The organism is Pseudomonas sp. SG20056 (assembly GCF_031764535.1).
GTDB lineage: Bacteria > Pseudomonadota > Gammaproteobacteria > Pseudomonadales > Pseudomonadaceae > Aquipseudomonas.
Map to the genome: position 1 here is coordinate 1,577,864 of NZ_CP134499.1, position 13,523 is coordinate 1,591,386.

The following is a 13,523-nucleotide window of genomic DNA, read 5'->3' on the forward strand; positions in this document are numbered from 1 at the left end:
CTTCCTGGCCCGTCGGATATCTCCGACGGTCAGCTTATATAGGTGTAGTGGTTATGAAACGTGTAGGTCTGATCGGTTGGCGCGGCATGGTCGGTTCCGTGCTGATGCAACGCATGCTGGAAGAGCAGGATTTCGACTTGATCGAGCCAGTGTTCTTCACCACCTCCAATGTCGGCGGCCAAGGCCCCGCTATTGGCAAGGAAACGGCACCCTTGAAGGACGCCTACAGCATTGACGAGCTGAAAAGCCTGGACGTGATTCTGACCTGCCAGGGTGGCGACTACACCAACGAAGTCTTCCCCAAACTGCGCGAAGCTGGCTGGCAGGGCTACTGGATCGATGCCGCCTCGTCGCTGCGTATGGATGACAGCTCGGTCATCGTGCTCGACCCGGTCAACCGCAAGGTGATTGATCAGCAGCTGGATGCGGGCACCAAGAACTACATCGGCGGCAACTGCACCGTCAGCCTGATGCTGATGGCCCTGGGTGGTCTGTACGAAGCTGGCCTGGTCGAGTGGATGAGTGCCATGACCTATCAGGCGGCCAGCGGTGCTGGTGCGCAGAACATGCGTGAGCTGATCAAGCAAATGGGCGCGATCAACGCTTCCGTGGCTGAAGAACTGGCCGACCCGGCTAGCGCCATCCTGGATATCGACCGCAAAGTGGCCGAAGCCATGCGCGGTGAGTCGTTCCCGGTCGACAATTTCGGCGTGCCGCTGGCCGGCAGCCTGATTCCTTACATCGACAAGGAACTACCAAATGGGCAGAGCCGTGAAGAATGGAAGGGCCAGGCGGAAACCAACAAGATTCTCGGCCGCTTCAAGAACCCGATCCCGGTCGACGGTCTGTGCGTGCGCATCGGCGCCATGCGCTGCCACAGCCAGGCGCTGACCATTAAACTGAACAAGGATGTGCCGCTGTCGGACATCGAAGGTCTGATCAGCCAGCACAACCCTTGGGTCAAACTGGTGCCGAACCAGCGCGAAGCGAGCATCCGCGAACTGGGCCCGACTGCTGTAACCGGTACCCTGAGCGTGCCGGTTGGTCGTCTGCGTAAGCTCAACATGGGCTCGCAATACCTGGGCGCATTCACTGTTGGTGATCAGCTGCTGTGGGGCGCGGCCGAGCCGCTGCGGCGCATGCTGCGCATCCTGCTGGAGCGTTAATCGCGCTGCGCTGATACGCAAGCACGCCGTCTAAAGGGGCGGGCTGTTGGACATTCGAGTCAAATCGAGCGTCCAGTAGTCCGCTCCTTTGCATTTGGCGGGGGCAGCTATACAGTGCTGGGCTTATTTATTCGAGCCTTGCCATGACCCGTACTTTTGATCTTGCCGTAATTGGCGCCACCGGCAGCGTTGGCGAAACCCTGGTGCAGCTGCTAGAGGAGCGCGAGTTCCCCGTGGCTAATCTGCATCTGGTTGCCAGTGGTGAGTCGGCCGGACGCTCCTTGTCCTACAAGGGCAAGAACCTGCGCGTACGTGATCTGGAAACCTTTGATTTTGCCAGTGTGCGGCTGGTGTTCTTCGCTGCTGGCAGCAAGGTGACGCAGAAATATGCCGCGCAAGCTGCTGCGGCTGGCTGCGCAGTGATTGATCTGGCTAGCGGTTTGCCCGCTGCGCAGGCGCCACGAGTGATTCCCGAGGTCAACCCTGAAGCATTGGCGAGCCTGGCCGCTCCCTACGTGTTGACCAGCCCAAGTGCTCCGGGTATTGCGCTGGCCGCTGTGCTGGCGGCGTTACCTGAGTCTGTCCGCATTCGTCGAGTAACCGTGACCGCCTGCCTGGCGGTCTCCAGCCGCGGACGTGAAGGGGTTTCAGAGTTGGCGCGGCAGACCGCCGAGCTGCTCAATGGTCGAGCATTCGAGCCGCAGCTGTTTGATCGGCAAATGGCTTTCAATCTGCTGGCACAGGTCGAACAGACTGATATTGCCGGGCATGCTGGGCTGGAGCGACAAGTGGCTGACGAGCTCAAGGAGTTGCTGGGGTTGCCTGAGTTGCAGATTGCAGTGACCTGCATCCAGGTACCCGTGTTTTTCGGCGACAGTCTGAGTGTTTCGCTGCAGGCCGAGTCGGCCGTCGATCTGAAGCAGGTGTACGCAGCTCTGGACGCCGCAGCGGCTCTGGAATTGGTGGAATTGGATGATTATCCGACTGCGGTCGGCGACGCAGTTGGCCAGGATGTGGTCTATGTTGGCCGAGTCCGCGCCGGTTTGGCTGATCCAGCTGAACTCAATTTGTGGATTACGTCTGATAACGTGAGAAAAGGCGCAGCGCTAAATGCTGTGCAATTAGCCGAGTTGTTGATAAAACACTATCTGTAAAAGATACTTACCTAGAAATTTGAAGAATCTTTCGAGCTTGGCAATACTGGCTGAGTTGATTGCTGAATGGGGTTGCGTCTTCGGGCGGGGCAGGCAGCAATTTTCAAGATCCTCTCGCTGGTCGAGAAAAAAAGATAAAACAAGGGATAACGCTATGGTTCGGGTTCGCAAACTGGTGCTGGCAATCGCAGCTGCTTCGGCGCTGTCATCCGGTATGGCGCACGCGCTGGGGCTGGGTGAGGTGACCCTGCAATCGGCGCTCAATCAGCCGCTGGTGGCTGAGATTGAGTTGCTGGAAGTGCGTGACCTGGCTTCCAACGAAGTAATACCGACCCTGGCGTCCCCGGAAGCATTCAATAAAGCCGGCGTTGATCGTCAGTTTTTCCTGACTGATCTGAAATTCACCCCGGTACTTAAAGCCAATGGCAAGAGCGTCATTCGGGTTACCTCCAGCAAGCCAATGCGTGAGCCGTACCTGAACTTCCTGGTTGAGGTGCTCTGGCCGAATGGCCGTTTGTTGCGTGAATACACCCTGTTGCTGGATCCGCCGCTGTATACCCCACAGAGCGTTATCCCTGCCACCGCGCAGATGCCTGTAGCAACACCGGCCCCAGCGCCCCGCGTACAGACTCCAGCACCTGCGCCGCGCCCAGCAACTGCTGCGGTTCAGCCGGTCTCTCCAGCAGCACCTGCTGCCCCAGCTGCCAAACCGCTGGAAGGCAATGAATACAAAACCACTGCCAACGACACGCTCTGGGAAATTGCCCAGCGTGCGCGGTCTGGCGGTAGCGTGCATCAGGCCATGTTGGCGATCCAGGACTTGAATCCGGATGCCTTTATCGGCGGCAATATCAACCGCCTGAAAAGTGGTCAGGTACTGCGCCTGCCTGATGAGCAGCAGGTCAAGAGCCGGGCTCAGGGTGAAGCCCTTGCCCAAGTTGCCGAGCAGAATGCCGCCTGGCGCGAAGGTCGCAGTGTTGCCGCCAGCGCTCGCCAGTTGGATGCCACCAAGCGCACCAGCGCCGCCGCGACGCCAGCCAAGGTTGAAACTGGCGATAGCCTGAAACTGGTTGCTGCTGACAGTGGCAAGGCCACTGCCGGCAGTGACAAGGGTGCTGCCGACAGCAAAGCGCTGACTGACAAATTGGCCGTGACCCAGGAAAGCCTGGATTCCAGCCGTCGTGAAAACGATGAGCTGAAAGGCCGCATGACAGATCTGCAGAGCCAGCTCGACAAGCTGCAGCGTCTGATCCAGTTGAAAGACGACCAGATGGCCAAGCTGCAGGCTGATCTCGCTGCGCAAGGTCAGGTGCCTGCTGTTGCACCTGCGGTCCCAGAAACTCCTGTAGCTGAAACCCCGGTCGCACCAGTTGAACCAGCTCCTGAAGCTGCGCCACAAGATCCAGCGGCTGCGGCGCCGGTTGTGCCAGCTGCAACCGGCGAGACAGATTTTAATTACAGCGAAGAGCCGGCTGTTCAGCCGGAGGCCGCAGCGCCTGTTGCGGTAGAGCCTGCTCCGATTGCTGCTCCCGAGCCTGCTCCGGTCACACCTGCTGCCCCTGTTGTCGAAGCGCCTGTAGTGGCCGAGCCGCAGGCTGAAAGCAGCGCTATTGATGATCTGCTGGCCAATCCGATGTTGCTGGGTGCTGCAGGTGGCGGTGCGCTTCTGGTATTGCTGGTTGCGCTGATGATGCTGTCGCGCCGCAATGCGCTGAAAGAAGCCGAATTGCAGGAAAGTCTGGCTGCTGATGAAGGTTCGTCCGATCTGGGTGCTGGTCTGGACCTGCCGGATGACAGCTTTGCTGGCATGGCTGATGATCTGGATGGTCAGCAAGCCGATCTGCCTAGCGAAGAGCGCGTGACTGCGCAAACCGGCGATGCGCTGGGTGAGGCGGATATCTACATTGCCTATGGCCGCTTCCCTCAGGCTGCTGAACTGCTGCAAGGCGCCATCAATGATGAGCCGCAGCGCAGTGATCTGCGTCTGAAATTGATGGAAGTCTATGCCGAGATGGGTGACCGTAATGGTTTTGCCCGTCAGGACAGCGAGCTGCGTGAGATTGGTGGCAGTGCTGCCGAGCTTGATCAGATCAAGGCCCGCTATCCAGCTATGGCAGTTGCGGCCGGCGCTGGCTTGGCCGCCGCAGCGGCTGCTGAAGAGAATCTAGACAGCTTCAGTCTGGATGATCTGGCCCTGGACGAGCCTAGCCCGAAAGCCGCCACTGGCGATCAGGACGATGCATTCGATCTGAGCCTGGATGACCTTGAGTCTGAACTGGATCGTGATCTGCAGGCTGCTGGTAACACTGCTTCGCTGGATGATCTGGATAGTTTGTCTCTGGATGATGATCTGGACTTTAGCTCGCCAGTTGAGCAAGCCGACAGCAAGGATGACGACCTGGGTTTTGATCTGAGCCTGCCTGAAAGCAGCGACAGTGGTCTTGATCTGAGTGGTGATCTGGCTGACTTCAGTCTGGATCTGGATTCTCCGGACAAGCCTGCGGCAGCTGCCGAAGATGACTTCCTGCTAAGCCTGGATGATGAGCCAAGTGCAGCGCCGGTTGTGGCTGAGCCAGGTTTTGATCTGCCGGATGAGCAGGCGAGCGGTGATTTTGATCTGTCGGCTGATTTCGATCTTTCGCTGAATGAAGAGGCGCCTGCTCAGCCATCAAGCGACAGTTTTGCTGCTCAACTGGATGAAGTCAGCGCTGAACTGGACCTGCTGTCTGATGACCTGGATCAGCCAGCTGGCCTGGATGAGCCGGCCAGTGCCGCCACGTCCAGCATGGATAATGACGATGACTTCGACTTCCTCTCGGGTACTGACGAGACGGCAACCAAGCTCGATCTGGCTCGCGCCTATATCGACATGGGTGATACCGAAGGTGCTCGCGATATCCTCGATGAAGTCATCACCGAAGGTAACGAAGGTCAGCAAAGTGAAGCGCGTGAGCTGATCGCTAAATTGGTTTGATACATGTCTGATGGTTTTACTACAACGGCAGCCGACTCGGCTGCCGTTGGCGTTTTCAAGATAGCCCTGGGTGTCGAGTACAAAGGTTCGCGCTATCGCGGTTTTCAGCGTCAGCGTGCCGGTGTGCCTTCAATTCAGGAGTCGCTGGAAAAAGCCCTGGCGAAAGTCGCTGGCGGCGTTCCCGTAACCCTGAGCTGCGCCGGGCGTACCGATGCGCTAGTGCATGCCAGTGGCCAGGTTGTGCATTTCAATACACCGATCGAGCGTTCCATGCATGCCTGGGTCATGGGCGCGAATATGAATTTGCCCGGCGATATCAGCGTGACCTGGGCCAAGTCGATGCCGGCGCACTTTGATGCGCGTTTTTGTGCCCAGGCGCGGCGTTACCGTTATGTGATTTATAACGACCAGATTCGCCCGGCACATATGGCCGAAGAGGTCACGTGGAATCATCGGCCGCTGGATGTCGAACGCATGCGTCAGGCATCCCGTGCATTTATTGGTACTCATGATTTCAGCGCCTTCCGTGCTCGTCAGTGCCAGGCCAAGTCGCCGATCAAAACGGTGCATCACCTCGAGTTATTGCAGCACGGACGGTTTATCGTGCTGGATATCCGCGCCAATGCCTTTCTGCATCATATGGTGCGCAATATCGCCGGGGTGCTAATGACCATTGGCGCGGGCGAGCGGCCGGTTGAGTGGGCACAGGAAGTACTGGAAACCCGTGTGCGACGTACCGGTGGAGTGACTGCGCACCCTTATGGTTTGTATTTGGTGCAGGTTGATTACCCCGAGGAGTTCGACTTGCCCAAACGTTACTTGGGGCCGCACTTTCTTTCCGGCTTGCCGGATGTGGCGGCTGACGCCTGAAAGGCTATTTGCTAGCATCCGGCTTCCACTGAATTTATCGAGGTTCTCCTGTTGTCAGCCGTTCGCAGCAAGATTTGTGGCATTACCCGCATAGAGGATGCATTGTCGGCTGTCGAGGCGGGTGCTGATGCGATTGGTCTGGTGTTCTATGCCAAGAGCCCGCGCGCGGTCACGCTGCAGCAAGCGCGCTCGATCATTGCTGCTTTGCCGCCCTTTGTGACCACGGTAGGTCTGTTTGTCGATGCCAGTCGCTGTGAGCTGGGTGAGATTCTCGACGCCGTGCCGCTGGATTTGCTGCAGTTCCATGGCGATGAGACTCCGGAACATTGTGATGGTTACCATCGCCCCTATATCAAGGCGTTACGCGTCAAACCGGGCGATGACATTGCTGCGCAGGTGGCGCTGTTCAAGAATGCCAGTGGTGTCCTGCTGGACACCTATGTGCCAGGTGTTCCGGGGGGGACGGGGGAGGCGTTTGATTGGTCGCTGGTGCCTCAAGAGTTGAGCAAGCCGGTTATTCTGGCAGGCGGCCTGACGGCTGAGAATGTTGCACAGGCCATCGCTCAGGTGCGTCCCTATGCCGTCGATGTCAGTGGTGGCGTGGAGAAGGCCAAGGGCATCAAGGATGCTGAGAAGATTCGCGCTTTTATGCAGGCGGTAAAGACTGCTTGAGGTGCACAGGCTTGATGTGACGACGCTGCCGGCTTGGCCGTCCATACCCCTGTTGCAGGTTGGATAAACGCTGCAGGCGGGCGTTTGAGGTGGCGGGTGTGTACTGCGGATAGCTTCACCGGCCCCTGAAGCGACTGTACCCATGAATTTTCCCGGTTAGGCCTGGTCGCATTTAGCGCAGCCCGTCCGGTTAACAGCTTTGGAGAGTCAAGAGCATGAGCAACTGGTTGGTAGACAAACTGATCCCATCGATCATGCGATCCGAGGTCAAAAAAAGTTCGGTGCCTGAAGGTCTGTGGCACAAGTGTCCGTCCTGTGATGCGGTGCTGTACAAGCCTGAGCTGGAAAAGACCCTGGATGTTTGCCCCAAGTGCAATCACCACATGCGCATTGATGCCCGTGCGCGCTTGGATATCTTCTTAGATGCTGACGGACGTGAAGAGCTGGGCGCCGATCTTGAGCCGGTTGACCGTCTGAAGTTTCGCGACAGCAAGAAGTACAAGGATCGCCTTGCAGGCGCGCAAAAGCAGACCGGCGAGAAAGATGCCCTGGTGTCGATTCGCGGCACCCTGGAAGGTATGCCGATTGTGACTTGCGCGTTCGAGTTCTCCTTTATGGGTGGTTCGATGGGCGCCATTGTTGGTGAGCGCTTTGTCCGCGCCGCCAATGCCGCTCTGGAACAGCGTTGCCCGCTGGTTTGCTTCTCCGCATCGGGTGGCGCACGTATGCAGGAAGCGCTGATCTCGCTGATGCAGATGGCCAAGACGTCGGCCGTATTGGCGCGGCTGCGCGAAGAAGGCATTCCGTTTATTTCCGTGCTGACCGACCCGGTGTATGGCGGCGTGTCGGCCAGTCTGGCCATGCTCGGTGATGTGATTGTTGCCGAGCCCCGCGCTCTGATTGGCTTTGCTGGCCCGCGTGTGATCGAGCAGACCGTGCGCGAGAAGCTGCCGGAAGGCTTCCAGCGCAGCGAGTTCCTGTTGGAGCACGGCGCCATCGATATGATCATTCACCGCGCTGAACTGCGTCCGCGTCTCGCGCGTTTGCTGGCTCAGCTGATGGGGCTGCCGTCGCCTGTAGCCTTGCCGGCGACTGCATGACCGAGCGCTCCCTTGCCGATTGGCTGAGCTATCTGGAGCAGCTGCACCCCAGCGCCATTGATATGGGGCTGGAGCGCTCGCGGATCGTTTTGCAGCGTCTTGGCTTGTCCAAGCTGGCGCCGCATGTGGTTACCGTCACCGGAACCAATGGCAAGGGTTCGACCTGTGCATTTATTGCTTCGCTGCTGCAGGCCCAGGGTCTCAAAGTCGGTGTCTACAGCTCACCGCACCTGTTGCGTTACAACGAGCGAGTGCAGATTGCGGGCGTCGAAGCCACTGATGCCATGCTCTGTGAGGCCTTCGCCGTGGTTGAGGCCGCGCGTGGTGACACCTCACTGACCTATTTTGAAATGGGCACCCTGGCCGCCTTCTGGTTATTCCAACAAGCTGGCCTGGATGCGCTGGTGCTGGAAGTTGGACTGGGCGGGCGTCTGGATGCAGTGAATCTACTGGACGCCGATGTCGCTCTGGTTACCAGCATCGGCATTGATCACGCCGACTGGCTGGGAGATACCCGTGAGTCGGTCGCTTTCGAGAAGGCCGGTATTTTCCGTGCCGGAAAACCCGCTCTGTGTGGCGATCTTGAGCCCCCGCAGCCTCTACTAGATCAAGTGGCGTTGCTCGACGCTCCGTTCTTCCTGCGTGGCCGTGACTATGACCTGAGTCTGAATGCGCAGGATTGGTCCTGGTACGGCCTCAATCATCAAGGCGAAGTGCTGAAGCTGGCCCACTTGCCGCTGCTCGACCTACCCATGGAAAACGCTGCTCTGGCTCTGCAGGCGTATGCAGTGATGCAATTGCCCTGGCAGCCTGATGTGATCAGCCAGGCGCTGCAGCAGACCCGAGTGACCGGGCGACTGGATCGCAGAATGCTTAATTGGCAAGGCAAGTCACTCACGCTGCTGCTCGATGTTGGGCATAATCCCCATGCTGCCGAGTATCTCGCGCAGCGCCTGGCTAGTCGGGCGTTGTCAGGCAAACGGCTGGCCGTGTTTGGTTTGCTGGCTGATAAGGACCTGCCCGGTGTGGTGGCGCCTTTGCTGAGCGAAGTGGACAGTTGGGCGGTGGCGGCTTTGTCGACCAGCCGTACGCGGGCCGCCACCGAGCTGCAGGCGCATCTGCAAAACTGCGGGGCACCGGTCGTTGGTTATGCCAGTGTGCGGGCCGCGCTTGAGGCTCAGTGTGAGCAGGCTTCGGATGGTGATGAAGTGCTGCTGTTTGGATCTTTCTACTGCGTGGCCGAGGCCCTGGATTGGCTGGCCCGCCAAGCCAATGGGGGCGTGCAGGATGGCTTTGCTGGATAAGGGATTGAAGCAGCGCATGGTCGGTGCGTTGGTACTGCTGGCGCTGGCAGTGATTTTCCTGCCGATGTTACTGTCGCGTGAAGATGAGTCGCAGCGGGTTCAGGTTGATGCACCGGCAATGCCTGCGGCTCCTGAGGCCCCTGAGGTTGAACTGCAGCCGGTGGCCGTTCCCCAGCCGCAAATATTGCCCGATGAGCCGATTGGTGCCGAGGCTGCGCAAAGCCTGGAGCCAAGCGAGCCTGTTGTAGCCGAGCAACCGTCCGCACCAATCACTCCAGCCGCACCGGCTGTAGTACCTGAGCCTGCGACAGCGCCGCCTCAACCTGCGGCGGGTAAGCTGGATGTCAATAGCCTGCCGATAAGCTGGTCGGTGCAGTTGGCAAGTCTGTCCAGCAGCGATGGCGCGCAGAAGCTGCAGAAAACCCTGCGCACTCAGGGCTATAACGCCTATATCCGCAGCGTTGATGGGATGAACCGGGTGTTTGTCGGGCCGCTGATCGAGCGTGCCGAGGCGGATCGCCTGCGCGATCAGCTTAATCGTCAGCACAAACTCAATGGTTTTGTGGTGCGTTTTCAGCCCGAAGCGGGCTGAGCAAGCGGCTTGGCGTGCCTCGCCAAGCCGAGTTGCCTGGGCCGCCACTAGGCTGGTCGGGCATTTCAGCGGTTGGCGAATCCTTTGCTTACGCCCCGCGCAGGTGCTCTGCTAAAATGCAGCGCCTTTCTCGTCGGTAACCTGCATCGTGGCATTCACCTGGGTCGATTGGGCGATTATCGCCGTTGTCGCCGTTTCAAGTCTGATCAGTCTGAGCCGAGGCTTCGTCAAGGAAGCCCTGTCACTGCTTACCTGGATTATTGCTGGCGTGGTCGCCTGGATGTTCGGCGGTGCACTGTCGCAGCACCTGGTGGATTTTATCGAGACGCCCTCGGCGCGCGTGATTGCAGGTTGCGCGATTCTATTTGTGGTCACCCTGTTGGTCGGTGCCCTGGTCAATTACCTGATTGGTGAGTTGATCCGGGTGACCGGGCTGTCGGGGACTGATCGTTTTCTCGGCATGGTCTTCGGCGCGGCGCGCGGCGGCCTGCTAGTTGTGGTGCTGGTCGGGCTGATCAGCCTGGCTCCGGTGCAACAAGACAGTTGGTGGCAGGAGTCAGCACTTCTGCCGCATTTCCTGATGGTTGCTGACTGGTCGAAAAACCTGATCTTGGGTCTGTCCAGTGAGTGGCTGGCCAGCGGCGTTACGGCGCCGGTGGAGCTACCGTTCAAAGAGGCACTGCAGCAGCCTAAACTGCCGTAAGTGCATTGCGAATCATCGTGTTTCATTGAGTAGGGGTTGCGTCACATGTGCGGCATTGTCGGTATCGTCGGTAAATCGAACGTCAATCAGGCGCTGTATGACGGGCTCACCGTCCTCCAGCACCGCGGCCAGGATGCTGCCGGTATTGTCACCAGCCATGATGGCCGCCTGTTCCTGCGCAAGGACAACGGCTTGGTGCGTGACGTGTTTCAACAGCGGCACATGCAGCGCCTGGTCGGTCATATGGGCATTGGCCATGTGCGCTACCCGACTGCGGGCAGCTCCAGCTCGGCCGAAGCCCAGCCGTTCTACGTCAACTCGCCGTATGGCATCACCCTGGCGCACAACGGCAACTTGACCAACGTCGAGCAGCTGGCCAAGGAAATCTACGAGTCTGACCTGCGCCACGTGAACACCAACTCTGATTCGGAAGTGCTGCTTAACGTGTTCGCTCACGAGCTGGCCCAGCGCGGCAAGCTGCAGCCCACCGAAGAAGACGTGTTCGCCGCCGTGACCGATGTGCACGAGCGCTGTCTGGGTGGTTACGCGGTAGTCGCGATGATCACTGGTTACGGCATTGTCGGCTTCCGCGACCCTAACGGTATCCGCCCGATCGTCTTCGGTCAGCGTCATACCGACGAAGGCGTGGAATACATGATCGCCTCGGAAAGCGTGTCGCTCGACGTGCTCGGCTTCACCCTGATTCGCGACCTCGCACCGGGCGAAGCGGTGTACATCACCGAGGAAGGCAAGCTGTTCACCCGTCAGTGCGCGGCGAACCCGAAATATGCTCCGTGCATCTTTGAGCATGTCTATCTGGCCCGCCCGGATTCGATCATGGATGGCATCTCGGTGTACAAGGCGCGCCTGCGCATGGGCGAGAAGCTGGCTGACAAGATCCTCCGTGAGCGTCCGCAGCACGATATCGATGTGGTTATCCCTATTCCGGATACCAGCCGTACTGCGGCGCTGGAGCTGGCCAACCATCTGGGCGTGAAGTTCCGCGAAGGCTTCGTCAAGAACCGTTATATCGGTCGTACCTTTATCATGCCGGGCCAGGCTGCCCGTAAGAAATCCGTACGGCAGAAGCTCAACGCCATCGAGCTGGAATTCCGCGGCAAGAATGTGATGCTGGTCGATGACTCCATCGTGCGTGGCACCACATGCAAGCAGATCATCCAGATGGCCCGCGAAGCTGGAGCGAAGAACGTGTACTTCTGCTCGGCCGCGCCAGCGGTGCGTTACCCGAACGTGTACGGCATCGACATGCCCAGCGCCCATGAGTTGATTGCGCACGGCCGCACCACCGAGGAAGTGTGCGAGCTGATCGGCGCCGACTGGCTGATCTACCAGGATCTGCCAGATCTGATCGAGGCGGTCAGTGGCAGCAAGAAGATCAAGATCGACAACTTCGACTGCGCGGTGTTTGACGGTAAGTACGTGACTGGCGATGTCGACGCGGCCTACCTGGATAAGATCGAGCAGGCGCGCAACGATGCCTCCAAGGTCAAGTCCCAGGCCGTCAGCGCGATTATTGACCTGTACAACAACTAGGTTGCAGTCCGGCCCCCTACGGTGGGCCGGTTGAGGAAATTGGCAATGACGATTGAATGGCAAGCCGGGCGTCTGGACAGCGATCTCGACGGCGTCGGCTTCGATACCCTGGCGGTGCGCGCTGGTCAGCATCGCTCGCCGGAAGGTGAGCACAGCGAGGCGATCTACCCGACCTCCAGCTACGTATTCCGCACCGCGGCCGATGCTGCTGCGCGTTTTGCTGGCGAAGTGCCGGGCAATGTCTATTCGCGCTACACCAACCCGACTGTGCGTGCTTTCGAAGAGCGCATCGCCGCTCTGGAAGGTGCCGAGCAGGCGGTTGCGACCTCATCCGGCATGTCGGCGATTCTGGCCATTGTCATGAGTCTGTGCAGCGCCGGCGACCACGTACTGGTGTCGCGCAGCGTATTCGGTTCGACCATCAGCCTGTTCGAGAAGTACCTCAAGCGCTTCGGCGTGCAGGTTGACTACGTGCCGCTGGCTGATCTTGATGGCTGGGCCGCTGCATTCAAGCCCAACACCAAGCTGCTGTTTGTCGAGTCGCCGTCCAATCCGTTGGCTGAACTGGTGGATATCGCCGCATTGGTGGATATCGCCCACAGCAAAGGCGCACTGCTGGCGGTGGACAACTGCTTCTGCACCCCAGCCCTGCAACAGCCGCTCAAGCTCGGTGCAGATGTGGTGATGCATTCGGCGACCAAATACATCGACGGCCAGGGCCGCAGCATGGGCGGTGTGGTCGCAGGCTCGGCCAAACTAATGACTGAAGTGGTGGGCTTTCTGCGCACCGCCGGGCCGACACTCAGCCCGTTTAATGCCTGGATCTTCCTCAAAGGCTTGGAAACCCTGCGCATCCGTATGCAGGCGCATTGCGCCAGCGCGCTGCAATTGGCGCAGTGGCTGCAGCAACAGCCCGGCATTGAGCATGTCTACTACGCCGGTTTGCCCAGTCATCCGCAGCATGAGCTGGCCAAGCGTCAGCAGAGTGCCTTCGGTGCCGTGGTCAGCTTCGAGGTCAAGGGCGGTAAAGAGGCGGCCTGGCGTTTTATCGATGCCACGCGGGTGATCTCGATCACCACCAACCTCGGTGACACCAAGACCACCATCGCCCATCCCGCGACCACCTCGCACGGTCGTTTGAGTCCTGCTGAGCGTGCTAACGCCGGTATTCGCGATAACCTGATCCGTGTTGCGGTGGGTCTGGAAGATTTGGCTGATCTGCAAGCCGATCTGGCTCGCGGCCTGGCCGCGCTCTAAGTCGTTTTCCTCATCTGGCGGGCCTTTCCGGCCCGCCAGGCCGCTTCATTTCTCCCCAGATGCATTCCGTTTTATCGCCAAATTCTCGGGCGCGCAGGGCTGTGGGCAATCCTTTGGCTAGCGGCGGGTAAAACATGACGCACTTCAAAGTCTGAAGGTGCACAGGCGCTAGCATCT

11 protein-coding genes are annotated in these 13,523 nt (G+C 59.2%); all 11 read left to right on the top strand.

Annotated elements, in window-relative coordinates; translation table 11 throughout:
* The first annotated feature begins 53 nt into the window (after window positions 1-53).
* The 11 genes from asd (at window position 54) to RHP75_RS07655 (ending at window position 13,346) form a co-directional block, all read left to right on the top strand.
* Window positions 54-1,166 (top strand): aspartate-semialdehyde dehydrogenase, encoded by a 1,113-nt coding sequence (gene asd, locus RHP75_RS07605; protein WP_311091203.1) that lies wholly within the window; start codon window positions 54-56, stop codon window positions 1,164-1,166.
* A 143-nt stretch (window positions 1,167-1,309) separates the two neighbouring features.
* Entirely contained in the window at window positions 1,310-2,320 is a 1,011-nt protein-coding gene (locus RHP75_RS07610; protein WP_311091204.1) for an aspartate-semialdehyde dehydrogenase, read from the top strand.
* A gap of 154 nt (window positions 2,321-2,474) precedes the next feature.
* Entirely contained in the window at window positions 2,475-5,294 is a 2,820-nt protein-coding gene (locus RHP75_RS07615; protein ID WP_311091206.1) for a FimV/HubP family polar landmark protein, read from the top strand.
* Window positions 5,295-5,297: 3 nt separating this feature from the next.
* Window positions 5,298-6,164: a tRNA pseudouridine(38-40) synthase TruA gene (gene truA, locus RHP75_RS07620; RefSeq protein WP_311091207.1), complete on the top strand. Its 867-nt coding sequence runs from the start codon at window positions 5,298-5,300 to the stop codon at window positions 6,162-6,164.
* Window positions 6,165-6,215: 51 nt separating this feature from the next.
* Complete coding sequence (locus tag RHP75_RS07625) at window positions 6,216-6,836, top strand: phosphoribosylanthranilate isomerase (RefSeq protein ID WP_311091208.1); 621 nt, start codon at window positions 6,216-6,218, stop codon at window positions 6,834-6,836.
* A gap of 215 nt (window positions 6,837-7,051) precedes the next feature.
* The gene (gene accD / locus RHP75_RS07630; protein ID WP_311091210.1) at window positions 7,052-7,936 is read left to right on the top strand and encodes an acetyl-CoA carboxylase, carboxyltransferase subunit beta; all 885 of its coding nucleotides are present in this window, start codon (window positions 7,052-7,054) and stop codon (window positions 7,934-7,936) included.
* Window positions 7,933-9,240 carry a bifunctional tetrahydrofolate synthase/dihydrofolate synthase gene (gene folC / locus RHP75_RS07635; RefSeq protein ID WP_311091211.1) on the top strand — a complete coding sequence of 436 codons (1,308 nt, stop codon included), beginning with the start codon at window positions 7,933-7,935 and terminating at the stop codon, window positions 9,238-9,240. The genes accD and folC overlap by 4 nt, the downstream gene beginning before the upstream one ends.
* Window positions 9,224-9,832: an SPOR domain-containing protein gene (locus tag RHP75_RS07640; protein ID WP_311091212.1), complete on the top strand. Its 609-nt coding sequence runs from the start codon at window positions 9,224-9,226 to the stop codon at window positions 9,830-9,832. The genes folC and RHP75_RS07640 overlap by 17 nt, the downstream gene beginning before the upstream one ends.
* Before the next feature lie 148 nt (window positions 9,833-9,980).
* The gene (locus tag RHP75_RS07645; protein WP_090384421.1) at window positions 9,981-10,535 is read left to right on the top strand and encodes a CvpA family protein; all 555 of its coding nucleotides are present in this window, start codon (window positions 9,981-9,983) and stop codon (window positions 10,533-10,535) included.
* Window positions 10,536-10,580: 45 nt separating this feature from the next.
* Window positions 10,581-12,089 carry an amidophosphoribosyltransferase gene (gene purF, locus RHP75_RS07650; protein ID WP_090252254.1) on the top strand — a complete coding sequence of 503 codons (1,509 nt, stop codon included), beginning with the start codon at window positions 10,581-10,583 and terminating at the stop codon, window positions 12,087-12,089.
* A gap of 45 nt (window positions 12,090-12,134) precedes the next feature.
* Complete coding sequence (locus RHP75_RS07655; protein ID WP_311091213.1) at window positions 12,135-13,346, top strand: O-succinylhomoserine sulfhydrylase; 1,212 nt, start codon at window positions 12,135-12,137, stop codon at window positions 13,344-13,346.
* Window positions 13,347-13,523: the final 177 nt, after the last annotated feature.

What these genes read in the sequence shown, in the direction of transcription:
- asd (WP_311091203.1), top strand. Translation starts at nt 54, where the DNA reads ATGAAACGTGTAGGTCTGATCGGTTGGCGCGGCATGGTCGGTTCCGTG.
- RHP75_RS07610 (WP_311091204.1), top strand. Translation starts at nt 1,310, where the DNA reads ATGACCCGTACTTTTGATCTTGCCGTAATTGGCGCCACCGGCAGCGTT.
- RHP75_RS07655 (WP_311091213.1), top strand. Translation starts at nt 12,135, where the DNA reads ATGACGATTGAATGGCAAGCCGGGCGTCTGGACAGCGATCTCGACGGC.
- truA (WP_311091207.1), top strand. Translation starts at nt 5,298, where the DNA reads ATGTCTGATGGTTTTACTACAACGGCAGCCGACTCGGCTGCCGTTGGC.
- RHP75_RS07615 (WP_311091206.1), top strand. Translation starts at nt 2,475, where the DNA reads ATGGTTCGGGTTCGCAAACTGGTGCTGGCAATCGCAGCTGCTTCGGCG.
- accD (WP_311091210.1), top strand. Translation starts at nt 7,052, where the DNA reads ATGAGCAACTGGTTGGTAGACAAACTGATCCCATCGATCATGCGATCC.
- purF (WP_090252254.1), top strand. Translation starts at nt 10,581, where the DNA reads ATGTGCGGCATTGTCGGTATCGTCGGTAAATCGAACGTCAATCAGGCG.
- RHP75_RS07640 (WP_311091212.1), top strand. Translation starts at nt 9,224, where the DNA reads ATGGCTTTGCTGGATAAGGGATTGAAGCAGCGCATGGTCGGTGCGTTG.
- folC (WP_311091211.1), top strand. Translation starts at nt 7,933, where the DNA reads ATGACCGAGCGCTCCCTTGCCGATTGGCTGAGCTATCTGGAGCAGCTG.